At 70.6% G+C, this 21,528-nt stretch carries 24 protein-coding genes; 14 read left to right on the top strand and 10 right to left on the bottom strand.

The window, feature by feature from the left end:
* Positions 1–4 precede the first annotated feature (4 nt).
* Positions 5–781, bottom strand: a complete 777-nt coding sequence (locus tag AWQ68_RS42555; RefSeq protein WP_066942064.1) for a GntR family transcriptional regulator — start codon at positions 779–781, stop codon at positions 5–7.
* Positions 782–921: 140 nt separating this feature from the next.
* Here AWQ68_RS42555 and AWQ68_RS18680 point away from each other — a divergent pair, with 140 nt between their 5' ends.
* The 6 genes from AWQ68_RS18680 (at position 922) to AWQ68_RS18655 (ending at position 6,369) form a co-directional block, all read left to right on the top strand.
* Positions 922–1,542 carry a polysaccharide deacetylase family protein gene (locus tag AWQ68_RS18680; RefSeq protein WP_066942062.1) on the top strand — a complete coding sequence of 207 codons (621 nt, stop codon included), beginning with the start codon at positions 922–924 and terminating at the stop codon, positions 1,540–1,542.
* Positions 1,539–2,537, top strand: a complete 999-nt coding sequence (locus tag AWQ68_RS18675; protein WP_066942060.1) for a Gfo/Idh/MocA family protein — start codon at positions 1,539–1,541, stop codon at positions 2,535–2,537. The genes AWQ68_RS18680 and AWQ68_RS18675 overlap by 4 nt, the downstream gene beginning before the upstream one ends.
* The gene (locus AWQ68_RS18670; protein ID WP_066942058.1) at positions 2,534–3,577 is read left to right on the top strand and encodes a zinc-dependent alcohol dehydrogenase; all 1,044 of its coding nucleotides are present in this window, start codon (positions 2,534–2,536) and stop codon (positions 3,575–3,577) included. The genes AWQ68_RS18675 and AWQ68_RS18670 overlap by 4 nt, the downstream gene beginning before the upstream one ends.
* A gap of 152 nt (positions 3,578–3,729) precedes the next feature.
* On the top strand, positions 3,730–4,491 hold the full coding sequence (locus AWQ68_RS18665; RefSeq protein WP_066942175.1) for a group II truncated hemoglobin: 762 nt from the start codon (positions 3,730–3,732) through the stop codon (positions 4,489–4,491).
* Between the two features lie 233 nt (positions 4,492–4,724).
* The gene (locus tag AWQ68_RS18660) at positions 4,725–5,681 is read left to right on the top strand and encodes a TIGR01777 family oxidoreductase (protein ID WP_066942056.1); all 957 of its coding nucleotides are present in this window, start codon (positions 4,725–4,727) and stop codon (positions 5,679–5,681) included.
* Between the two features lie 82 nt (positions 5,682–5,763).
* Complete coding sequence (locus tag AWQ68_RS18655; RefSeq protein WP_066942055.1) at positions 5,764–6,369, top strand: class I SAM-dependent methyltransferase; 606 nt, start codon at positions 5,764–5,766, stop codon at positions 6,367–6,369.
* A 79-nt stretch (positions 6,370–6,448) separates the two neighbouring features.
* Here AWQ68_RS18655 and AWQ68_RS18650 read toward each other — a convergent pair whose 3' ends face one another.
* The 4 genes from AWQ68_RS18650 to AWQ68_RS18635 all read right to left on the bottom strand — a co-directional run bounded on the left by AWQ68_RS18650 (position 6,449) and on the right by AWQ68_RS18635 (position 10,267).
* The gene (locus AWQ68_RS18650) at positions 6,449–7,645 is read right to left on the bottom strand and encodes a low temperature requirement protein A (RefSeq protein WP_066942053.1); all 1,197 of its coding nucleotides are present in this window, start codon (positions 7,643–7,645) and stop codon (positions 6,449–6,451) included.
* A gap of 85 nt (positions 7,646–7,730) precedes the next feature.
* Positions 7,731–7,910 (bottom strand): hypothetical protein, encoded by a 180-nt coding sequence (locus tag AWQ68_RS18645; protein ID WP_066942050.1) that lies wholly within the window; start codon positions 7,908–7,910, stop codon positions 7,731–7,733.
* Positions 7,911–8,043: 133 nt separating this feature from the next.
* Complete coding sequence (locus AWQ68_RS18640; protein WP_245655974.1) at positions 8,044–8,676, bottom strand: TetR/AcrR family transcriptional regulator; 633 nt, start codon at positions 8,674–8,676, stop codon at positions 8,044–8,046.
* A gap of 187 nt (positions 8,677–8,863) precedes the next feature.
* Entirely contained in the window at positions 8,864–10,267 is a 1,404-nt protein-coding gene (locus AWQ68_RS18635; protein ID WP_066942047.1) for an MFS transporter, read from the bottom strand.
* 464 nt (positions 10,268–10,731) lie between these two features.
* On the opposite strand from AWQ68_RS18635, the gene AWQ68_RS18630 reads away from it, so the two are divergent.
* Positions 10,732–10,992 (top strand): respiratory nitrate reductase subunit gamma, encoded by a 261-nt coding sequence (locus AWQ68_RS18630; RefSeq protein WP_066942045.1) that lies wholly within the window; start codon positions 10,732–10,734, stop codon positions 10,990–10,992.
* 153 nt (positions 10,993–11,145) lie between these two features.
* Here the strand turns inward: AWQ68_RS18630 and AWQ68_RS18625 are convergent, their stop codons facing one another.
* Together AWQ68_RS18625 and AWQ68_RS18620 are read right to left on the bottom strand one after the other, a co-directional pair.
* Positions 11,146–11,586: a hypothetical protein gene (locus AWQ68_RS18625; RefSeq protein ID WP_066942043.1), complete on the bottom strand. Its 441-nt coding sequence runs from the start codon at positions 11,584–11,586 to the stop codon at positions 11,146–11,148.
* An 86-nt stretch (positions 11,587–11,672) separates the two neighbouring features.
* Positions 11,673–12,722 carry an RNA polymerase subunit sigma-70 gene (locus AWQ68_RS18620; protein WP_066942041.1) on the bottom strand — a complete coding sequence of 350 codons (1,050 nt, stop codon included), beginning with the start codon at positions 12,720–12,722 and terminating at the stop codon, positions 11,673–11,675.
* Positions 12,723–13,055: 333 nt separating this feature from the next.
* Between AWQ68_RS18620 and AWQ68_RS18615 the strand changes: the two genes are divergently transcribed.
* Entirely contained in the window at positions 13,056–13,547 is a 492-nt protein-coding gene (locus AWQ68_RS18615) for a GNAT family N-acetyltransferase (protein ID WP_218006921.1), read from the top strand.
* Positions 13,548–13,582: 35 nt separating this feature from the next.
* Here the strand turns inward: AWQ68_RS18615 and AWQ68_RS18610 are convergent, their stop codons facing one another.
* From AWQ68_RS18610 to AWQ68_RS18600, 3 genes are all read right to left on the bottom strand, one after another.
* Entirely contained in the window at positions 13,583–14,128 is a 546-nt protein-coding gene (locus AWQ68_RS18610; RefSeq protein ID WP_066942039.1) for a flavoprotein, read from the bottom strand.
* Positions 14,125–14,802, bottom strand: a complete 678-nt coding sequence (locus AWQ68_RS18605) for a MerR family transcriptional regulator (protein ID WP_218006920.1) — start codon at positions 14,800–14,802, stop codon at positions 14,125–14,127. Before AWQ68_RS18605 ends, AWQ68_RS18610 begins: the two co-directional genes overlap by 4 nt.
* 72 nt (positions 14,803–14,874) lie before the next feature.
* Positions 14,875–15,558, bottom strand: a complete 684-nt coding sequence (locus AWQ68_RS18600) for an IclR family transcriptional regulator (protein ID WP_245655973.1) — start codon at positions 15,556–15,558, stop codon at positions 14,875–14,877.
* Between the two features lie 170 nt (positions 15,559–15,728).
* Here AWQ68_RS18600 and AWQ68_RS18595 point away from each other — a divergent pair, with 170 nt between their 5' ends.
* From AWQ68_RS18595 to AWQ68_RS18570, 6 genes are all read left to right on the top strand, one after another.
* Positions 15,729–16,166 carry a nuclear transport factor 2 family protein gene (locus AWQ68_RS18595; protein WP_066942032.1) on the top strand — a complete coding sequence of 146 codons (438 nt, stop codon included), beginning with the start codon at positions 15,729–15,731 and terminating at the stop codon, positions 16,164–16,166.
* Positions 16,167–16,235: 69 nt separating this feature from the next.
* Entirely contained in the window at positions 16,236–17,069 is an 834-nt protein-coding gene (locus AWQ68_RS18590) for an SDR family NAD(P)-dependent oxidoreductase (protein WP_066942030.1), read from the top strand.
* Complete coding sequence (locus AWQ68_RS18585; protein WP_066942028.1) at positions 17,062–17,865, top strand: SDR family NAD(P)-dependent oxidoreductase; 804 nt, start codon at positions 17,062–17,064, stop codon at positions 17,863–17,865. Before AWQ68_RS18590 ends, AWQ68_RS18585 begins: the two co-directional genes overlap by 8 nt.
* The gene (locus AWQ68_RS18580; protein ID WP_084464150.1) at positions 17,862–19,280 is read left to right on the top strand and encodes an FAD-dependent oxidoreductase; all 1,419 of its coding nucleotides are present in this window, start codon (positions 17,862–17,864) and stop codon (positions 19,278–19,280) included. The genes AWQ68_RS18585 and AWQ68_RS18580 overlap by 4 nt, the downstream gene beginning before the upstream one ends.
* A 230-nt stretch (positions 19,281–19,510) precedes the next feature.
* On the top strand, positions 19,511–20,833 hold the full coding sequence (locus AWQ68_RS18575; protein ID WP_066942025.1) for an MFS transporter: 1,323 nt from the start codon (positions 19,511–19,513) through the stop codon (positions 20,831–20,833).
* Between the two features lie 167 nt (positions 20,834–21,000).
* Positions 21,001–21,489 carry a nuclear transport factor 2 family protein gene (locus AWQ68_RS18570; protein WP_066942024.1) on the top strand — a complete coding sequence of 163 codons (489 nt, stop codon included), beginning with the start codon at positions 21,001–21,003 and terminating at the stop codon, positions 21,487–21,489.
* The last annotated feature ends 39 nt before the right edge of the window (positions 21,490–21,528 follow it).

Raw genomic sequence — 21,528 nt, 5'->3', positions numbered from 1 at the left:
TCCTTCAGGGGGTGTCGGTCTCCCCGGGGCTGGGGCGGGGCGGACGAAGGATGCTTCCTTCGAAGGACAGGCGGGCCCTGTCGCCTCTTATGTAGCTGCGGGTGAACTCGATCGGCTCGTTCTCGGGGCCGAACGCGATCCCCTCCACGAGCAGGGCCGGGCGACCCGACGGCTGGTCGAGCAGGTGGGCCTCGTGCGCCCGCAGCAGCACCGGCTCGATGGCCTCGCGGGCGCGCACGACCACGGCTCCGTACTGCTCGGCCAGCAGGTCGTACAGGGAGTGGCGTTCGAGGTCGTGGTCGAGCAGGCCAGTGAATCGGTCGGCGGGAAGGTAGACCTGTTCCAGGAACAGCGGCTCGCCGTCGGCGATGCGCAACCGTTCGAGGTAGATGGCGTGCGTGCCCGGGGGCAGCGCGAGCGCGGCGGCCACCACTTCCCCGGACGGCTCGATCCGGGAGGTGATCAGCCTGGTGTCCGGGTCCATGCCGTGCATGCGCATGAGGTCGGCGAAGCTCCCGCTGTGGCCGATCTCGACCTCCAGCCGGGGATGCAGGACGAACGTGCCGCGTCCCCTGGTGCGCTCCAGGCGGCCTTCGCGGGTCAGCTCGTCCAGTGCTCGCCGTACCGGGATGAGGCTGCAGCCGTACCGGCGGGCCAGCTCACGCTCGGGGGGCAGGCGGTCACCGGGACGCCATTCCCCTTCGTCAAGCGCGGCGCTCAGGTCCAGATACACCTGGTGGTGCAGAGGGGTCGAGCCGGTTTCCAGCCGATAGCGGGCCACCAGGTGTTCCTTCCGGTTGCGGACACGGATCACTACCAAGCGGTTGATTGATGACAATATTGTCAGCAACAATCGCCATGGCTGTCATGCCTGTCAAGAACGCAAAAAAGCGACTCCCTCGAGACAGAGGTAGGCAAGACGTGGCGAAGTCCCCCCAACAACAAGCTTCCTGGCGGGTCGCGCTGACCTTCGACGTCGAGCACGCCGACCGCCCCGCCCACCCGGACGGCACCCGGCTCGTACTCGACACACTCGCCGACCGCGACGTGGTGGCGACGCACTTCGTCCAGGGCCGCTGGGCCGAGGCGCACCCGGCGCTCACCAAGGAACTGACCCGGCACGGCAATCTGATCGGCAACCACTCCCACCACCACGCGCGGATGACATGGCTGTCCTCCCAAGGGCTGGCCAATGACGTACGGCTCGCCGAGCAGACCATCCGCCGCATCACCGGGCACGACCCCCGGCCCTGGTTCCGCTGCCCGTTCGGCGACGGCACCGACGACCCGGCGGTCCTGGCCGCCCTGGACCGGCTCGGCTACCAGGAGGTGAGCTGGCAGGTGGACGCCCTCGACTGGCGGACGAAGGCCACCGGGCCCCAGGTCGCCCGCGCCGTCATCGAGCAGGCGACCGCGCACGGCGACGGCGCGGTGGTGCTGTTCCACCCGTGGACCCGCGCGACCGGCCGCGCCATGCCGCTGGTCATCGACGGCCTGCGCGCCGCCGGCGCCCGCTTCGTGCGCCTGGACGAGCTCGGATGAGCGCCCCGCGCCTCGCCATCGCCGGAACCGGCTACATCGCCGACTATCACGCGCGCGCCATCGCCGCCGGCGGCGGCCGGCTCGTCGCCGCCGTCAACCACCGCGCGGAGTCCTTGGCCGCGCTGTCGGAGCGGTACGGCTTCCACCGCCGCTACCTCGATCTCGACCGGCTCCTCGCCGACGGCGAGGTGGACGCGCTCATCGTCGCCACGCCGAACGCGATGCATGCGCGGCAGACGGTCAAGGCGCTGGAGGCGGGACTGCCGGTGCTGCTGGAGAAGCCGATGGCGATGACGGCCGCCGAGGCCCGGGCCGTCGCCGCAGCCGAGAGCCCGCGCGCCCGAGTGACGCTCGCCCACTGCCTGCGCTTCGACGAGCAGGTCGGCTGGCTGCGCGGCCTGGTACGCGACGGGACGCTCGGCCGTCCCGTGCACACCACGGCGTACGCCGTGCACGCGGGGTTCGGCCCCGACGGCTGGTTCACCGATCCCGCCCTGTCCGGCGGCGGCGCGCTGATGGACCTCGGGGTCCACGCCATCGACGCCAGCCGCTACGTACTCGGAGATCCGCAGCCGGTCAGCGTGACCGCGCATTGCGGGACGCACTACCGCGACCTCCGCGTCGACGATACGGCGATCCTCACGATCGTCTGGGACAACGGAGTCACCTCCACGGTGGAGGCGGGCTGGTGGCATCCGCACGCGCCCGGTCCGTCGGGAAGCGTGCACGTGTGCGGCACCGAAGCGTACGCGCGGACCTTCCCCGGCACGCTCGTCCGCGCCGGCGCGGAGCCGGTGCAGAAGTTTCCGGCCGAGCTGTCCGAGCAGGAACTCCAGCGGAGGTACGACGCGCAGATGCGCGCGTTTCTCGGAACCTTGGCCGGGGCCGAGCCCGCGCCCGGCGCCGCCGACGGCATCACCTCGATGCGGATCATCGATGCCGCATACCAGAGTGCGTCCAGCGGCCAGACGGTACACCTTGGGAGCAACCGATGAAGTCGTGGTTCATCGAGTTCGTCATGCCGCGTGAGGTCCGGGTGGCCAGGGAGGACGTCGCGCCGCCCGGCGCCGGCGAGGTGCTCTGCCGTTCGACGCTCTCGCTGATCAGTCCCGGCACCGAGCTGGCCTGCCTGCGCGGTGAGTTCGACCCCGGCTCCAATTGGGAGGAGTGGGTGCGCTACCCGTTCCGGCCCGGGTACAGCATGGCCGGGGTCGTGGAGGCCGTAGGAGCGGGTGTCACGAACCTGCGGCCAGGTGACCGGGTGCAGAGCTACGCCCCCCACCAGGAACTGGTCACGCTGAAAGCCGGTGAGGCGCGTCTCCTCCCCGATGACGTGTCCGATGAGGAGGCGGTGTGGGTGCCGCTGGTCGTCACCGCCGCCGCCGGCGACGCCAGGGCGGCGATCGCCATGGGCGAGACCGTCGCGGTCCTGGGTCTCGGCCCGGTCGGACAGCTCGTCGTCCAGTACGCCGTCGCGCACGGCGCCTCGCGCGTCGTGGCGATCGACACCGACGCCCGGCGCCTCGACCTGGCGCGGGGGAGCGGCGCGACGGACGTGCTGGCGATGTCCGCGGCCGACGCCCACTCCGCCGTCGCCGACCTGACCGGCGGGCGTCTCGTCGACGTGGTCTTCGACGTCACCGGCAGCCCGGCCGTGCTCTCCCAGGCGGTGCGGCTCACGCGCAGGCTGGGCCGCGTCGTGCTGCTCGGCGACACGCCCACGCCGTCCAGGCAGATGCTCGGCCCCGGTGTGGTCAGCAACTCGCTGACGATTCTCGGGGCGCACGCCGACATCGTCTCCGACGACCCGTCGGCCGGCCCGCTCAACCGCGACGCCGTGACCGAGCTGTACTTCCGCCGGCTCGCCTCGGGCGCCTTCCGCACCGCCGGGATGATCGCCGGACAGGTGTCGCCCCTCCACGCGGCGCAGACGTACGAACGACTGCGTGACGGTGACGCGCCGGCCGGGACGATCTGTTTCGACTGGTCCGCGCTGCCGCACGACCAGCAGACCGAACGCGCGCAGGAACAGTGACCGTCACGACCATTGTGGCGGCGGCGGTACCTCCCGCGCGGCGATGCGTACGGCAGGGCTCGGCCGCCGGGAGATCCCCCGGCACCCTCGGCCGGAATCGCTGCCGCATATGCGATTACAAGATTACAGTGAAGGGCTGTATGTTCTTGAGCATGATCGTGGAATACATCCGGTACGCGATAGCGGAGGGGCGGGCCGAGGAGTTCGAGGCGGCCTACGCGCGGGCCGCCCGCTCACTCGCCGCCGCCCCGCAATGCGTGGACTACGAGCTCTCCCGATGCGTGGACGAGCCCGCCTCGTACATCCTGCGCATCACCTGGACGTCGGCCCGGGACCACATGGAGGGATTCCGGTCGGGCGAGCATTTCCGGGCGTTCTTCACGGAGATCCGGCCGTACGTGAACGACATCGCGGAGATGCGCCACTACGAGCGCACGGCCGTGCGCGGCTCCGGCGGCTCCGTCCCGACGATGCATGAATGGGCGGGCGGCTCCGAGGCGTTCGAGCGGCTCACCACGCGGTTCTACGAACTCGTCCTGGACGACGAGCTGATCGGCCCGCTGTTCAAGAACATGGACCCCCACCACCCCCACTATGTGGCGATGTGGCTGTCGGAGGTCTTCGGCGGCCCTTCCCGCTACACCGACGAGCGAGGCGGATACCGCCACATGCTGTCCATGCACCTCGGCAAGGCCATCACCGAGCCGATGCGGCGCCGCTGGGTGAGCCTGCTGATGGACGCCGCCGACGAGGTGGGCCTCCCGGACGACCCCGAGTTCCGCGCCGCGTTCGCCGGCTACATCGAGTGGGGGACGCGCCTGGCGCTCGGCAACTCCCAGCCCGGCGCGACGCCCCTCCAGGACGCTCCCGTGCCGCACTGGGGTTGGGGCGTCGCCCCTCCGTACACCGGCTGAGCCCCGGTCAACGCCCTGCGCCCCGGCGGTCCTCCCGACCGCTGGGGCAAGGGGCGTCTCGGCCGTGCGGGTGGCGAGCCCCACGCCTTCGCCGCGAGTCCCACCACCCCGCAGTCCTTCCGGTTCCCCAGGCCAGAGCCGTGCCGACCTTCCCTTGAGATGGGCGTCACCTCACTTTTGAACGCGTTCAACTCGCTGCGCTAGGCTCGTCCCGCATACCTGGGAGGAGCCTGATGAAGATCGTGATACCCGGGGGAACCGGGCAGGTGGGCGCGATCCTGAACCGCGCGCTGACCGCCGCGGGCCACGACGTCGTGGTCCTGACCAGACGGCCGGTGCGCGACCGTGAAGTCCGCTGGGACGGCGAGACCCCGGGCCCATGGGCGGAGGAGATCGACGGCAGCGACATCGTGGTCAACCTGGCCGGACGCAGCGTCAACTGTCGCTACACCGCAGCCAACCTGCGGGCCATGATGGATTCGCGCGTGCACTCCGCCCGGGTTGTGGGTGAGGCGATCGCAGCCGCCGCGCGGCCTCCCCGCGTCTGGTTGCAGATGAGCACTGCCACCGTCTACTCCCACCGCTTCGACGCGCCCAACGACGAGGCGACCGGCGTGCTCGGCGGCACCGAATTCGGCGTCCCGGGCTACTGGGCCTACAGCGTCGAGATCGCAAAAGCGTGGGAGCGGGCGCAGGAGCGAGCCGAAACCCCGTACACGCGCAAGGTCAGCATGCGCACTGCCATGGTGATGAGTCCCGACCGCGGCGGAGTCTTCGACGCCTTGCTGCGGCTGGCGCGGCTCGGCCTCGGTGGCCCGGTCGCGGGCGGCGCGCAGTACGTGTCCTGGATCCACGACCGCGATTTCGTCCGCGCCGTCGAGTTCCTGGCCGACCGGGACGACCTCGCCGGGCCGGTGAACCTCGCCGCTCCCGCTCCTTTACCGCAGCGCGTGTTCATGCGGGTGCTGCGCACCGCCTGGGGCGTTCCGGTGGGCCTGCCCGCGACCAAGTGGATGGCCGAGATCGGCGCGTTCGCGCTGCGCTCGGACACCGAACTCCTGTTGAAAAGCCGCCGAGTCGTCCCCGGCCGCCTGCTCGAAGCGGGCTTCACCTTCGACTACGACCAGTGGCCGGATGCCGCCGACGACCTGGTGCGGCGCGTGCGCGGCGGGCCCGGCTTCACCAGGTGAGCCTTCGGCCCCCGCTCTGGCGCTTGCGAGGGGCTACAGCCGCGGCCGCCCATCGCCTTCTCCGGTCCGGGAGAATGCAGGCATGGTTGAACAGAGCATCTGGATGCAGAAGGTTGCCGCCGACCCCGATCACTCCAGCTGGTTCATTGAGCGATTCCGTTCCATGGCGCGCGCCGGTGACGACCTCGCCGGGGAAGCCCGTCTTGTGGACGCCATGGTGGCGCGCCGCGCCCGCATCCTCGACGCCGGCTGCGGGTCCGGCCGGGTCGGTGGCGCGTTGGCCGAGGCCGGCCACGACGTCGTCGGCGTCGATGTCGACCCGGCTCTGATCGAGGCCGCCGAGCAGGACCACCCCGGGCCGCGATGGTCGGTTGGCGACCTGGCCGAACTCGACCTTCCGGCACAGGGCATCACCACGCCGTTCGATGCCATCGTCTGCGCCGGGAACGTGATGACGTTTCTCGCGCCAAGCACGCGTCGTGAAGTGCTGAGACGGTTCCGTGCGCATCTCGCGCCCGAGGGCCGGGCCGTGATCGGCTTCGGCGCCGGCCGCGGTTACGAGTTCAGCGAGTTCCTTGCGGACGCCGCGGCCTGCGCGCTCGAACCCGACCTGCTGCTGTCCACTTGGGACCTGCGTCCGTTCAGGGATGACTCGAACTTCCTGGTTGCCTTCCTCCGCCCTGCCTGACACGGCGGCTGAGGATGGCTGCAAGATCACTGGCTGACCGATCCCCAGGCGCTCCCTGGCGTGCGTCGGCGGAGGCCGCTCACCGGCCGGGGTGGTGATCGGGGGCCGCGCCGACCGTGTCGAGCGCATTGTCCAAGGCGGGGACTGCGCGACTGCGGTGCTCTGCCACCAGCAGGGCGATCAGCACCACGAGCAGCGCGGAGAGCTGCGCCGCCGCCGACCACAGTCCCACCGCGCCGCTCAGCAGCGCCGCGGCCGTCCCGATCAGCGGGGCCGGTGCGCGGCGCAGCCCCAGTACGCGCCGATACCAGCGGTGCCCGGCGAGGAACAGCGCGATCCCGACCGCGAGGGCGACCGACGGTCCGAGTTCCATCGGTGCGAAGGGGTGCTCCACGGCCTTCTTGACGCCCGCCGCCGCCGTGACCACGCCGAGCAGCATCGGGATGTGGGCGTAGAAGTAGGCACCCAGGATGAGCCGGGTTCGGCTGACCGGGTCCCGGCGGGCCAGCGCGTGTTCGGCGGCCGTCTCGTCGTCTCCGCCGAAGTACGCCCACCACAGGCAGGCGGCCACGGCGAGCCCGAGGGCCGCCGCCACCAGGAACCCGGGTCCGGCGTGGCCGTGCGCGCCGATGCCGATGGCGATGACCGACTCGCCGAGCACCACGATGATCAGCAGGCCGTGCCGTTCCACAATGTGCGCGCCGCGCAGCGGGAACCCCTTCTGCCCGATGAAGTATGGACTGCCCCACAGGAGCACGAGCGCCCCCGCCCAGAGCAGGTACGACCAGGGATACGGGACGAACCCGGTCAGGAAGATCAGCGTGGTGGCGGCTGCGTTGAAGGGGACCACGCGCCAGAACGCGGTCGTCGCCTGGAGGTAGAGGGCGGCGTGCACGGTGATGAGCAGCAGGTAGCCGAGCGCGAACGCCGGACCGCCGCTCCCGAACGCGCTGGGGATCGCCAGGGCGACGATCAGGAAACCCGTCATGCCGAGCAGGAGCAGCACCCGCCGCGCCGCACGGACCGGCGGGATCGTGTTCGTCAGCCACGCGTAGCCGGAGTACATCCACCAGATCACACCGAACACCAGCAGCGCCTGGAGGGCTCCCTCGCCGACGAAGCGGTCCTCGCTGAAGCCGTCCGTGAGCAGCGTGGTGAGCTGGGTGACGGTGAAGACGAAGACGAGATCGAAGAAGAGTTCCAGCGTGGAGACGCGGATCTCGCCGTCGTCAGAGATCGGCTCGGCTCGCTCGGCGAACCACTGGGGGAGGCGCATGCCGATATTGTGGCAGTTCGGATGATTACATGCTTACGCAATTGCTGTGAAAACAGCGTCGCGCGCCTCCGGTTGACGCGGCAAATCACCGGCCGGGCTCTACCGGCTCGCTCTCGGCGGTCTGGTCGGGGTCGCCGAGATAGGCCGCGGCCTGCAGGGTGAACAGCTCCGCGTAGACGCCGCCCACGGCCATCAGCTCCCTGTGGGAGCCGTGCTCGATGAGCTTGCCCTCCCGCAGCACCAGGATCCGGTCGGCCCGGCGCACCGTGGAGAACCGGTGGGAGGCGCGGGGTCGGGGATGTCGATCGGCCCCGTCAGTCCGCTGGCGGGCACGCTCGTCGGCCCGTCGAAGCCGAACGCGGCGCGCCGCATGGCCGACTCCAAACCGCCCCCGCCGCTCACGTCGCCTCCTGTGGCGGCTCCGGCAGCAGGGCCCCGTGCAGGAACACGTCGATGAGCTCCTTGAACGACACCCGGGGCGAGCCGTCGGACAACCGCTGGGAACGGGCGAAGACCAGACTCAGCAGGATGCCCGCGAGTTGGTCGGCCGGCATGCGCAGGCGTTCCTGGTCAGGCTCCAGCAGTTCGGCCAGGGCGGCGCGGGAGAGGCGGATGGCCTCCGACCTGCCGCCGTGGCCGCGCTCCGGGCGGGAGGGCCGCCGGTCGTTCCCGCGCTCATCGGCGCGCTCATCATCGGGCCGGTCGGCCGCGGGGGCCTCGCGCCGCACCTGTCCGCGTGAGGCCGCCATGGCGCCCAACACCCGGGCCATGCGCCCGGTATGCGCCTCCAGCGCCGACATCGCCTCGCAGAGCCGGTCGGCCAGCGGAAGGTCGCCGGGGATCTCCTTGATCACCTCCAGTGCGGTGTCCAGCCGCATCGCCTCGGCCACGCAGGTGTCGAGCAACTCCTCCTTGTCCTTGAAGACGCGGAAGATCGTGGCTTCGCCGATGCCGCACGCCGCGGCGATCTCGCTGGTCTTCACCATCGCGCCGCGCTCGGCGATCAGCGGCAGCGCGGATTGCACGATCATCGCGCGGCGTTCGTCCGCGCTCATACCCGGCGCGCGGCGCCGGGCCGGTGGGGGTGTGGTCATGGGATGGCGGGAGCGGGGGCCACAGCGGCCCTCTCCCTTCTCCTTCCGAGAAGCGAATGTCCAAGGCCTGCCGTAACGATACGGAGTGAGTACTCACTCCGTCAATCGAGTTATCCGGAGCGGGTCATCCTGCCCGTGATGGGCCTGACCGGGACGGCGCTGCCGCGGTCAGCGCGGCGACGAGCGCCGCTCCTCCCAGTCCCGCCAGTGCGACCCGGGCCCCGGCCACGCCGGGCCCTCCCGTGGCGTACAGGGCGAGGGTGACGGCGGCGATGCCCAGCGCGGTGCCGACGCCGCGCGCCATGTTGATCAGCCCTCCGGCGGTCGCCGACATCCGAACCGGGACGGTGGCCATGACGGCGGCGTTGTTGGCCGGGACGAAGACGCCGAGACCTGCGCCCAGCATGACCAGGAAACCGGCGAGGGGGCCGGACGAGGCGGGTGCGAGCGCCGCCAGTCCGACCGCTGCGGCCGCCGTCAGGGCGCCGGCCAGGCAGCGCGGCCGGTTGCCCCACCGGCGCGGCAGCAGGTGATCGCCCGCGAGGGCGGCCAGCGCGAAGCCGGCCGGTAGCGCGCTGAGCACCAGACCGGCGTGCGGCTCGCTCAGACCGGCCGCGAGCAGCACCTGCGGGATCAGCACCAGCGGCCCGAACAGGACGAGGTACCCGCACAGTGCTCCGCCGAGCCCCCGCGCCACCGCGGCGTCGCCCATCATGGCCGGGTCGAGGAGCGGGGCGGCCACCCGCCGTTCCCTGCGCGGGAGCAGGACGGCGGACGCCACGGCGGTGGCCAGCAGGACCACGACCGCCCACGGCGGCCACCCCAGGCCGGAGGCCGCCGAGACGGCGAGCAGCAGGCCCGAGGCGGCGCAGGCGAGCAGCAGCAGACCGACCAGATCGAAGGCCCCGCCGTGGGCCCGCTCGCGGGTGCGGGGCAGCAGATAGCGGCCGGCGACGACGGCGACCAGCCCGACCGGCACGTTGATCCAGAACACCCACCGCCAGCTGACCAGGCCGACGATCACCCCGCCGACCAGCGGGCCGACGGCCAGGCCCAGCGACTGCGCGGCGGCCTGCGCCCCCAGCGCCGCCCGCGCCCGCCGCCGGGGGACGCTCGTCACCACCAGGGCCACGCTGTTGGCCTGCAACATCGCCGCCCCAGCCGCCTGCACCACCCGGCACGCCACCAGGACGGGCAGCGACGGCGCGAACCCGCACGCCAACGACGCCGCGGTGAAGACGACGAACCCGTGAAGGTAGACCAGCTTGCGTCCCACGATGTCGGCCAGCCGTCCCGCCCCGGCCAGCAGCGCCACCACGGTCAGCAGGTACGCCAACGCCACCCACTGCACGGCCGCCAGCGGCTCGTGGAACCCGCGCTGGAGCGCCGGGAAGATCAGTGTGACGATGCTCGCGTCCAACTGCCCCATGAACGCGCCGATGCACACCGCCGCCACCGCGAACCACGGCGCGTACCGGTGTTCCCGCACCCGTGCCGGGCGGGGGCGTTCTCCCAGCAGGCGGGCCATGACCGCTCAGCGCCCCCGGCACCTCGCACGAGGCGGTGCTCCGATGGGACCGCGGCCGTCGGAACCGATCAGCCGGACTGGGATATGAGGCGGCCAGATGCGTGTCACAGCGAGATCCCCCAATCCGGCTGTCCAACACGACGCGCCCGCGCCCGGCCTTCACCCGGCCCCTCGTCACCTGTCGCGAAAGGCAGTGCGACCTGACCGGCGCGACCCGACCGGCGAAACGCCTGTCGCCGAGTCTACTCTCGCTGCCCGGCATCTCCCCTGGTCAGGGGCGTCGCGCCGCCGGGGCCCGCCCCTCCTGCCGACGCCGCACACGGCGTCACCGAACGGCCGGGACGGCCGTGCCCGGCCGAACGCCGGTGGCAACGGGTGACGCGGGGCCCGTACAGAGAGGTCCAAGGTCCCTGTCCCGTTGATCTACCGGCCGGAAACGCTGTGTACGCCCAGCGGCGACACCTTTGATCGCCGCGCCTGGAGCGATACACAGTGGAGGCAACCATGAGTGCGGGGTCTACCAGCTGCACGCCATTGGCGGCTTCCTGTTCCTGGCGTTGTGGCCCTTCACCCGGCTCGTCCACGTGTGGTCGGCGCCGCTGGCCTACCTGTGGCGTCCGTACGTCGTCTACCGTGCGCGCCGCGGGACCGTGCCGCCCGCGCAGCCCGCGCCGGCCGCCGTGCGCGACGCGCCCATGCGCCGGAACGTGTCCTCAGCAGGGTGAGCGGCACGCCGGGGCGCCGACCGCAGCACTTCGGCGTCCACCGGCTCGGGGCCGGGCACCTCACCGCGCTCGACCTCACCGAAGGGGAGGACCGCCTCCGCTTCACCTGTGGCTGAAGTCGGCGGCCCTCCTCGGCGGACATCCGTGACGGGACTATCCGATTCTGGTCATGTCGGAGTCGTAGCCGCCACCGCCCGGGTAGTGCCAGCGGCCGTTCATGGCGTCGCCGCTGGCGGTGAAGGCGCCCCGGAAGTACGCCGGGGACCCCTTCGCGCCGAACCAGATGGTCAGCGTGTCGCCGTCGAGTTCATAGACGTAGTCCAGGGTGTCGCCCCGGCTGCCGTAGAAGCGGGACCTGATGTCCTCGCTCGGCCCGTCCGTCCCGTAGGGCCTCTCACGGCCGATGACCTCGAAGCCGACGATCGGCTCGCCGTCCTGCTCCAGCCGGATGTCCTGGATGAGGAAGAAGCCTCCCTCCATCCAGCGGTAGGTGACCGTGCCCTCCGCGCCGCCGGTCACGCGCCATGAGCCGACCAGCCGGTCCAGCGCCCTGACCTGCTCGTCCGGCTGCGTCCTCTCGGTGATCTCCGGCATGGTGTTCCCCTTCGTGATGGATTGCGATGTCGCTCGTACGACGGCGGGGGCGGGGAGACGGAATCGGTCCGCACGGACAATTCGCATCACGGTTCGGTAACGGTGGATTCGACGGAGAGCGGCAGGCCGAAGAGGGGCAGCAACTCGGGGCCGAAGGTGGTGATCTCCGTGACGAGGCCGTCCTCGGCGCACAGGACGTCGATGTTGACCGCCGTGTAGGAGGTCTCGCCGGGCCGCCGTACGTAGTTCGCCACCGCAGGCTGCCGGTTCACCGCGAGCGGGAGGCAGTGCCACTCGCCCCAGCGCCCCTCGCCCTCCAGGACCGGACGCCACATGTCGAGCACGGCCTCCCGCCCGTCGAACACCAGGGTGGCGGGCGGCATGGCCTGCCGGACGTCCTCGCGCAGCAGCGCCGCCAGCGCGATCAGGTCGGCGTTCCTGGAGGCGGTGACATAGCGCTCCAGCAGGTCGAGCTCGTCCCGGCTGGGCCGGGTGGCCGCGGCCCAGTCCGCCCGCCGCCTGGGCAGCCGCCCGCGCAGCGTCGCGCGGGCGCGCTGCAACCCGCTCTTGACCGAGGCGACGCTCATCTCCAGTGCCTCGGCGGTCTCGGCCACCGGCCAGCCGGCCACGTCGCGCAGGATCAGCACGGCCCGCTGCCGCGGCGGAAGGTGCTGGATCGCCGCCAGGAACGCCAGCTCGACGGTCTCCCGGGCGATGGCCACCGCGTCGGGCCCGCCCTCGTCCGGCGCCGCCAGATCGAGCAGTTCGTCCGGATAGGGCTGGAGCCAGGTGACGTCGGCCGGCGCCGGGCGCCCCGGGTGTCGCGAAGCGTCCGCCGCCACCGCCTCCCGGGCGCGGGCCGGGCTGGACAGAGTGTCCAGGCAGGCGTTGGTGGCGATCCGGTACAGCCACGCCCGGAATGTCGAGCGCCCCTCGAAGCTCTCCCTCGCGCGCCAGGCCCGCAGCAGCGTCTCCTGCACCAGGTCCTCCGCGTCGGTGAACGACCCAAGCATCCGGTAGCAGTGCACCCGCAACTCGTGCCAGTACCGCGCGGCGAGCTCACCGAACACGGCCTCGTCGCCCGCCCGGACCGCCTCCGCGGTGGGTTCCCCGGCCGTGCCGTCCCGTTCGCTCATACCTGCCCCGCGTCACCGTCGCACATACGAGATCACCCGGAAGGCTACCGCCCAGGACCGCCCTCGCCGGTGCCATCGCTGCCGCCGGACAGGCCGGATCTTGTTCCTGTATGACGACCAGGGGTGATCAGCCTGCCTCAGCCGCTGAGGACGGCAAAGGTATGCAACCCGTCCGAGCCCGGCAAAGCAATATCCGAGTCCTCTGCGCAGCCTCGCAGGTGATCAGCCGGGGCCGGAGGCGGTCTTTCTTGTTCTGTCGGAGGCGTCTGTCAGGCTGTGGCGATGATGCATGAGGAGACTCCTGAGTTCCTGCAGATCACCAGCCCAGATGAGATGTCGTCCGAGCTGCGACGGGAGATGATCGAGTGCTGGGTCACGGTGACCAACGCCGGGGGCGCGGCCGGTTTTCCCTTCCCACCTGTCGACTTCGATCAGGTGGCGGTGGTCGCCGACCAGATCATCGCCGGCCTCGCTCCGCAACGCAGTCGACTCCTCCTGGCCTGCGTCGACGGGACGCTCGCCGGGTGGCTGAACGTGCGCAGCGACGCCAACCCGTTGATCGCTCACTGGGGCACGGTCCATCACGTCCAGACACATACCGGCTTCCGGGGCAGGGGTGTCGGGGCCGCGCTGATGCACCGTCTGCGCCGGGTTGCCCGCGAAGAGATGGGGCTCGAACAGCTCCATCTCGCCGCCCGGGGTGGGGTGGGGCTCGATGACTTCTATGGGCGGCTGGGCTGGAAAGAGATCGGCCGGTGGCCCGGTGCGCTCCGGCTCGCGCCCGGTGACGATCGCGACGAGATCCTGATGGTGCTTGAGCTCTGACTACGTCCGGCGGTGGCGCGGGGGCCGGCGGTTGATCAGGTGGTGGAGCACATCATTACCTGTGTGATGGCGAGATGCCAGGGGTAGGTGTCGATGACCTCGGCTCCGGTGCTGGGAGCGTGGGGCTCGAACTGACCGGGGCCGATAAGGATGTGAACGCCTTCGGCTCGTAGTGTCTCCACGCTGCGGCGGAATGGTTCGCGTGAGGCGAGGGCGCTGTTCACGAACGGCAGGACGACGACCGGGATGCCCAGGCCAGGAGCCTCGGCCAAGAGCCCCAGAGCGTAGGTGTCGCAGATGCCCTGGGCGAACTTGTTGATGGTGTTGTACGTGGCCGGGGCGACGATGATGGCATCTGCTCTGGGGGACTTGGGTTCACTCGGCTTGCGGTACTGGCTGCGGACAGGGCGGCCGGTCAGCCTCTCCAGTTCGGGCACGTCGATGAAGTCGAGGGCGGCCGGGGTGGCGATGATCTGGACGGTCCAGCCCTGTTCCTGGGCCATCGTCACGAGGCGGCCGACGTCGCCGGCCGCTCCTGCGGCGCACACGATGATGTAGAGGACCTTGCCGGATTCGGTCACGCGCTGACTCCCTGGGCTTCGGCGTGCTCTCGCGCTTCGCGGCGGACACGTACGGGCGCGGTGGCTACGGAGTCGCCGGCCCGCCTGCTCGGCGCCGAGGGGACAGTGGCGGGGGAGACCCGTTCCGCGACCGACGCCTGGAAGTCCGGGCAGCTCGTGAAGTCCTCATGATCGCAGGCCAGGGCACAGTCGATGAGTTCCAGCGAAGCCTGCGCCTCCGCGATGCGCCGGGCAAGATCCGCTCGCCGGCGCCGCAGGATCTCCCGCCGTGCGGCCGCGTCCGCGGTGGCGATCATCTCGCGGATGTCGTCAAGACCGAACCCCGCCTCCTTGGCCCGCAGTATGACCGCGACGCGACAGAGGTCGTCCGATCCGTATCGGCGACGCGCGCCGCCGATCCTTACCGGCGTCAGCAATCCCATCGACTCCCAATGCCGCAGGACGTGGGTGGCGAGCCCGAACCGCTCCGCGGCCGCACGAACGTCGTCGTGTCGAACGGGATCAACCTGGCGTAAGTCGCGGCGCATCATGAGGGGAATCGTCGCTGAATCCGTCGACCGTCGTTGTACTTCAAGGCCCGCCTTGAACGCGGGCGGAGTGAGGGCCGGTAGAGCACGCCGCATGCGTTGGGGCTGCGGCGAAGGCGCTTGGTCGACATGGCGGTCGAGTTCCATCTCGAGAGTCCGCCATGTCGTCCTATTTGCAAGATCCCATCAGGGCGCGTAGGAGCCGCCCGCAGAGCTCCGTCAGCCGAGCAGGCTACCGAGACGGCGGGCGGCATCGACGACGAGGCTGCCGAGTTTCTCCTCATCTGGCGAGTCGAACGAGGAGAGGCCGATGCTGGTCAGCGTTCTGGCTCCCGGGACGGCGGACGAGATCCCGATGACCGACGGGACGATCTCCCCGTAGGAGACGGCGAACCCGCGCTTGCGCGCCAGGGTCACCTCGGCCCGCTCGCCCGGCTGGGGCGGCAGGGCGGCCAGCATCGCCAGACCGGCTGAGCCCCGGTCGATCGGGTCGAGACGTCCGGGCCGGAACGCCAGGTGAACCCGGGAACGGCGCGGCTCCACGGTCATCAGGCTCCGCACCTGGGTCTCGTTCTCCCGTACGACCAGATGCGCGGTCGTCTGCGTGGCGTCGGTCAACTCCTCCATCACGGGGCGGGCGAGGGTACGCAGATCCTGCTCGACCGGTTCGGCGAGCAGGACCAGACCCGTGCCCAGCGAGATCCGCTTGAACCTGTCGCGGCGGCACAGCCGGTGTGCCTCCAGGGTGCGCACCAGGCGGTGCGCGACCGTGCGGTGAACGCCGATCCCCTCGGCGATCTCGGTCAGTGACAGCCCCTGCGGATGGTCGACGAGCAGTTCCAGGATCTGCAGGCCGTTGTGCAGCGTCTTCGACATTCCGGGGTCCATCTCGGGCGCTGGCACAACCGGAACATATCGCCGTTCAAGACTCATATGCCACCCCTTGACGGATGTGAGCGACGCTACATACTGTTTCCACACTATTTCGGTTATCGCACATCACGTGCGATATTAGCACGCTTTCCCCCCGGCGTACGCCGTCGCGGGTCGGACGAACGCCCCCGGAGGTAGCCATGTCAGCCGATACCGGCGCGTCCATCGACACGGAGACCCTCGTACGCATTCACCAGCTCTACGGAGAGCAGAGTCATCTGATCGACAACGGCCGGGCGCGGGAGTGGGCGGCCACCTTCAGCGCGGACGGCGAGTTCCACTCGCCGACCTACCCCGACCCCGTGGTCGGCACCGCCCGACTGACGACGTTCGCCGAACGCTTCTTCGAAGAGGCCCGCTCGTCGGGGGTGACGACGCGCCACGTCATCACCAACCTCTTCGTTCACTCCGCCGACGACCGGTCGGCGATCGTGCACGCCTACCTGCAGATCGTCAGCACGCCCGTCGGCGGGGAGCCCCGGCTGGTGCGGATGACCACCATCACCGACGACCTGGTCCGGCAGGACGGGCGATGGCTGATCCGCCGCCGGGTGGTCCGCCGTGACGACACGCCGTGACCGACGAGCGCCCGCACCACGACTCCGATCCACGACTCCGATCCACGATTCGCAGCACGAGGAGAACGCATGACTACCGCCGAACCGGCCGGCCCCGGACGGGTACTGAACGCGGCGATGACGGCCATCTATCCGGAGATGCCGGGCAAGGTGGCGGTGATCACCGGCGCGGCGCGCGGAATGGGGGCACGGTTCGCCGCCGGCCTGGCCGCCCGCGGGGTCCACGTCGTCGGCGCCGACATCGACGGCGAGCAGATGGCCGCCACCGCGGCTCAGGTCAACGCGGAAGTCGCCGAGCGGGCCCTGTTCGACGCTCCGAGCCGCGTCGTCGGCACGCACATCGATGTGACCAAGCCCGACGACCACGAGACGGTGGCCCAGACGGCGCTGGAGCACTTCGGGCGCATCGACTTCTGGGTCAACAACGCGGGTGTCTTCCCGTACGCGCTCGCGGGGGAGATCCCGGCGGACCAGATGAGGTCGACGCTGGCGGTCAACGTCGAGGGCGTGCTGTACGGCGCGCAGACCGCGGCCCGGCACATGGGTCCCGGCGGCGCGATCGTCAACATGTCCTCGGTGTCGGCGGTGCGGGTGCGCAAGGGACGCGGCGCCTACTGCACGTCCAAGGCGGCGGTCGCGCACCTGACGGAGTCGCTCGCCGTCGAGTTCGGGGACAGGGGGATCCGGGTCAACTCGATCGCCCCCGGCTACATCGACACGGAGATGACCCGCTGGGTCCAGGAGGATCCGGTCGCGCTGCGGCACGCGCTCGACGTTGTGCCGTTGCACCGGTTCGGCTCGCCCGAGGAGGTCTTCGGGGCGCTGCTGTTCCTGCTGTCCGACAGCGCCCGCTACATCACCGGGCACAGCATCGCCGTGGACGGCGGATCGCGCCATGTGTGAGACGACGCGGGCGAGCGAGACGGTTCGCTACCCCGGCGTCGTCCTGGTCACGGGTGCCGCCGCGGGGATGGGGGCCAGCCACGCCCGGGCGCTGGGCGCCCGGGGAGTGCACGTGTGCCTGGCCGATGTCGTCGACGCGACGCCGGTGGCCGAGGAGATCCGCGCGGCGGGCGGGTCGGCCGGCGTCCACCTCCTGGACGTCACCGACCCCGCCGGGTGGGCCCGGGTGGTGGAGGAGATCCGTACCGCGAAGGGGCAACTGGGCGGCCTGGTCAACAACGCCGGCATCTCCCGGCGGCTGGAGTTCATGGACACCACCGACGAGGTGTGGGAGCAGGTGCTGCGGGTCAACCTGTTCGGCCCCTTCTACGGGATCAAGGCCGTGGCGGGCCTGATGCGCGACTCGGGCGGCGGGTCGATCGTGAACATCTCCTCGATCACCGGGCAGATCGGCTACTTCTCTCCCGCGTACTCGTCAAGCAAGTGGGGCGTGACCGGCCTGTCGAAAGCGGCGGCGGGGAACTTCGCGAAGTGGGGAATCAGGGTCAACTCGGTGCACCCTGGCCTGGTCGACACGGCCCTGCTGGCCGGAGCGGACGCCTTCGTCGAGGCCTCGATCGGCAGCGTTCCGGCCGGCCGGATGGCTCGCCCGCAGGAGATCACCGATGCGGTGCTGTTCCTGCTGTCCGACCGGTCCGGCTACATGACCGGCAGTGAGGTCACCGTGGACGGCGGCCTGGTCTCGAACGGTCTGTATCACCGCATCATCGCTGAAACCGGAGGTCAACTGTCGTGAACGACGAATGGGACGTCGTCGTCATCGGAGGCGGCGGCGCGGGCATGGCCGCCGCGGTGTCGGCGGCCGAGCGGGGCGCCTCGGTCCTGCTGCTGGAGTCCCAGCACGAGCTCGGCGGGTCGACCCAGCTGTCCGCCGGCATGTTCACCGCCGCCGGCACCAGCGTGCAGGCCGCGCTCGGGATCGAGGACTCGGCCGAACGGTTCTTCCAGCACTACATGGACCTCAACCAGTGGCTGCTCAACCCGGGCCTGGTCGCGACCTTCTGCGAGCAGGCCGGCCCGGCGCTGGAGTGGCTCATCGGGCTGGGGGTGGAGATCCCCGCCGTGCGGTCGGGCAACGCCCACACGCCCGGCCTCAGCCAGGCCGGCGTCGAGGACGTGTGGCGCGGGCACGTCCCCAAGGACCAGGGGCTGGGGCTGGTGCAGGTGCTCGCCGCGGCCTGCCGTACCGGCGGGGTGGAGATCGTGCTGGGCACCCGGGTGCAGCGCCTGCTGGAACGGGACGGCCGGGTGACCGGCGTCGTCGCGGACGATGTGGAGGTGAAAGCGGGTGCGGTCGTCGTCGCCAGCGGCGGCTTCGCCCACGATCCCGAACTCGTCGCGCGGTACTACCCGGCGGCGACGCGTGCCGGTGACGCGCTCTTCGTGGTGGCGGCGCCGGGCAGTCAGGGAGACCACCTGCGCTTCGGCGAGCAGGTGGGCGCCTCGGTCGCGGGCGACGGGTGGGGCCTGATGCTGCCCACCGCGTACTTCCAGCGGCTGCACCACTGGCAGTCCGGGTTCCCGCCCAAGTCGCGGATCCACGTCAACGGACAGGGCCGCCGGTGCATGGACGAGGACGCATCCTACGCCGTCTCCGGCGGCATCATCGAGGCGCAGGGCGGATCGGTCTGGTCGATCTTCGACGAACGCGCCCGTCTCACGCTGCCCCCCGGGTACGCGCACTGGACCGCCGAGGTGGTGCTGGCGGAGGCCGAGGCCGGACGCACCGTGCGGGCCGGCAGCCTGCCCGAACTCGCCGCGAGGATCGGCGTCCCGGCGGACACGCTCGTCGCGACCGTCGACCGGTGGAACGACCAGCTCCCGCGCGGCCGCGACGACGACTTCCAGCGGCACCGCACGCTGGCCGGCAAGGGCTCGACCGAACCGCCGGAGCCGATCGATCAGGCGCCGTTCTATGCGGTGCGGACCCTCCCCGCCGAGCTGGTGTGCACACACGCCGGCATGGAGATCAACGCCGACGCGGCGGTGCTCGACGAGCGCGGCGAGGTCATCCCGGGACTGTACGCGGCGGGCGAGGCCGGGGCGGGCATCCTCGGCGCCCGGTACGTCGGCGGCGGCAACGCCATCGCCAACGCGATCACGATGGGCCGCATCGCCGGCCGCAACAGCGCCAGGACCGCCCGACACTAGCGGGTCCGGCGCTTCAACCGCCGAGCATTCCCGCTCGGCTTCGCAGGAACGTCGTGGACGACGACTGCGCGGCGCATCCCACCGCCGCCGCTTGCGGCGGCGGTGACCCCGGCAAGCGGACGTACCCCTGATTCCCTCACTCGAATGTCACTCCCACTGTCGGAACACCCTGACCCCCCGCCGTGTGCCTCGGGCAACGCCCAGGCAAGAGGACCTCACTAAGGAACGCAATGGCGAATTCCACTTACGAGAGTGCCGCTCCCGCTGACGAACTCCGGGCACGTCCCTCCAGAGCCCAGGCCAAGGTGATCCGCGGCGCCGTCGTCGGCACGATCGTCGAGTACTACGACTTCGGCATCTACGGCTACATGGCCACGATGATCAGCACTCACTTCTTCGTGGACGACGATCCGACCGCGGCGCTGCTCGGCACCTTCGCCGCGTTCGCGGTGGCCTTCTTCCTCCGTGCGCCCGGCGGGATCTTCTTCGGGCACATCGGCGACAAGTACGGCCGCAAGAACGCCCTCACCTGGACCATTCTGCTGATGGCCGTCGCGACCACCCTGATGGGCCTCCTGCCCACCTACGCGACGCTGGGCGTCTGGGCGACCACCCTGCTCACCTTGTCGCGCTGTCTGCAGGGCTTCGCCGCAGGAGGCGAGCTCAGCGGGGCGAACTCCTTCGTCTCCGAGCACGCCCCGAGCAGATGGCGGGCGTTCCACACCTCCATGGTCAACTGCGGCACGTACCTCGGATCGATGTTCGCCTCGCTGATGGCGCTCACGCTGACCACGGTGCTCAGCCCGGAGCAGGTCACCGCGTGGGCCTGGCGGATTCCGTTCCTGCTGAGCCTCGTCCTCGGTCTCGTCGGCCTGTGGATCCGGAGTTCCCTTAAGGAGACCTCTGAGTTTGAAGGGCTGCAGAAGAACAACGAGGTCGTGAAGATCCCGCTGTTCGCCCTGCTGAAGACGGGCGGACGGCAGATCGTACAGATCATCCTGCTGGGCGCCCTGATCACCGGCGGCTACTACATCTCCTCCGTCTACTCGGCGACCTACCTGCAGACCACCGGCGGGCGCTCACCGCAGTTCGCGTTCACCGCGACCTGCATCGCCCTGATCGCCGGCGTGATCACCCTGCCGATCAGCGGCTACCTCGGTGACCGCATCGGCCGCAAGCCGGTGTTCATCGCCGGCTCCGCGGCGGCGGTGGCCCTCGGCGTGCCGATGTTCATGCTGATGGGCGACGGGCCCGAGGCGCTCGCACTGTTCGCGCCGGCGGTGCTGTTCATCTGCGTCTCCGTGGTCAACGGCGTGTCGTTCGCCACGTACGCCGAGATGCTGCGCACCCGATTCCGCTACAGCGGCATCGCGCTGGGCAACAACGTCACCAACATGCTGATCGGCGGGACCGCCCCGTTCATCGCGACCCTGCTCGTGAGCACCACCGGCAACAGGCTCGCCCCGTCCTGGTTCTTCGTCTTCTGCGCCCTGATCACCCTGGTCGCGTCCTTCTTCCTGACCGAGACCAGAGGAAAGGCGCTGGAGGTATGACATCGGCTCGGTCGCACGTACGAGGGCGACGTGCCGGGGGCGACGCGGCGGAGACGGTCCCCGTCGGGCAGCACCGGCGAATCGGTGGCCCACGTGTCGGGCTCGAGGGCAGAGCAGGAAGCGGCGGGCCGAGCCGGGCCGCCGGGCGAAAGCGGAGGTAGTACGACATGAACCAACTGGTGGATCGGGTCGAGATCGAGCAGGTGCTGTTCCGCTACGCCAGAGCGGTGGACCGTCTGGACTACGAGGCCATCCGGGACTGCTACTTCCCTGAGGCGATCGACATCCACGGTGGTTACCAGGGGCCGGTGGACGGCCTCGTGGAGGACATCCGCAGGCGGCACGCCACGATCGACTCCTCCCAGCACTTCATCAGCAACGTGCTCATCGAATTCACCGGCGAGCACTCCGCCGACGTCGAGTCGTATTGCCTGTGCTACCTCCGGCAGATGCCGGAGGCGGGCGCGCCGGACCAGAAGCTGGCGATCATCCGGTGCCGGTACGTGGACCGCTTCGAGCGACGCGGCGGCCGCTGGCGGATCGCCGACCGCGTGGTGGTCTTCGACGAGGTGCGGGAGCAGCGGATCGTCGACAACCTGGATTCCGGCTGGGTCCGCTCCCGGCGGGACGCCACCGATCCCGTCTACCGGTCCTGACGGTCGTACGCCCACGCACTCCGCCGATCGCGTCCACGG

The organism is Microtetraspora fusca, assembly GCF_001570365.1.
GTDB lineage: Bacteria > Actinomycetota > Actinomycetes > Streptosporangiales > Streptosporangiaceae > Microtetraspora > Microtetraspora fusca.
Note: the sequence above shows the minus strand (reverse complement) of the source record. Positions and strands in the feature narration are given on the sequence as shown.

Bases quoted from the DNA above. Each gene is read 5' to 3' on its own strand.
- AWQ68_RS18675 (WP_066942060.1), top strand. From the start codon at position 1,539: ATGAGCGCCCCGCGCCTCGCCATCGCCGGAACCGGCTACATCGCCGAC.
- AWQ68_RS18670 (WP_066942058.1), top strand. From the start codon at position 2,534: ATGAAGTCGTGGTTCATCGAGTTCGTCATGCCGCGTGAGGTCCGGGTG.
- AWQ68_RS18665 (WP_066942175.1), top strand. From the start codon at position 3,730: ATGATCGTGGAATACATCCGGTACGCGATAGCGGAGGGGCGGGCCGAG.
- AWQ68_RS18660 (WP_066942056.1), top strand. From the start codon at position 4,725: ATGAAGATCGTGATACCCGGGGGAACCGGGCAGGTGGGCGCGATCCTG.
- AWQ68_RS18655 (WP_066942055.1), top strand. From the start codon at position 5,764: ATGGTTGAACAGAGCATCTGGATGCAGAAGGTTGCCGCCGACCCCGAT.
- AWQ68_RS18650 (WP_066942053.1), bottom strand. From the start codon at position 7,645: ATGCGCCTCCCCCAGTGGTTCGCCGAGCGAGCCGAGCCGATCTCTGAC.
- AWQ68_RS18640 (WP_245655974.1), bottom strand. From the start codon at position 8,676: ATGATCGTGCAATCCGCGCTGCCGCTGATCGCCGAGCGCGGCGCGATG.
- AWQ68_RS18635 (WP_066942047.1), bottom strand. From the start codon at position 10,267: ATGGCCCGCCTGCTGGGAGAACGCCCCCGCCCGGCACGGGTGCGGGAA.
- AWQ68_RS18625 (WP_066942043.1), bottom strand. From the start codon at position 11,586: ATGCCGGAGATCACCGAGAGGACGCAGCCGGACGAGCAGGTCAGGGCG.
- AWQ68_RS18620 (WP_066942041.1), bottom strand. From the start codon at position 12,722: ATGAGCGAACGGGACGGCACGGCCGGGGAACCCACCGCGGAGGCGGTC.
- AWQ68_RS18615 (WP_218006921.1), top strand. From the start codon at position 13,056: ATGTCGTCCGAGCTGCGACGGGAGATGATCGAGTGCTGGGTCACGGTG.
- AWQ68_RS18605 (WP_218006920.1), bottom strand. From the start codon at position 14,802: ATGGAACTCGACCGCCATGTCGACCAAGCGCCTTCGCCGCAGCCCCAA.
- AWQ68_RS18595 (WP_066942032.1), top strand. From the start codon at position 15,729: ATGTCAGCCGATACCGGCGCGTCCATCGACACGGAGACCCTCGTACGC.
- AWQ68_RS18590 (WP_066942030.1), top strand. From the start codon at position 16,236: ATGACTACCGCCGAACCGGCCGGCCCCGGACGGGTACTGAACGCGGCG.
- AWQ68_RS18585 (WP_066942028.1), top strand. From the start codon at position 17,062: ATGTGTGAGACGACGCGGGCGAGCGAGACGGTTCGCTACCCCGGCGTC.
- AWQ68_RS18575 (WP_066942025.1), top strand. From the start codon at position 19,511: ATGGCGAATTCCACTTACGAGAGTGCCGCTCCCGCTGACGAACTCCGG.
- AWQ68_RS18570 (WP_066942024.1), top strand. From the start codon at position 21,001: ATGAACCAACTGGTGGATCGGGTCGAGATCGAGCAGGTGCTGTTCCGC.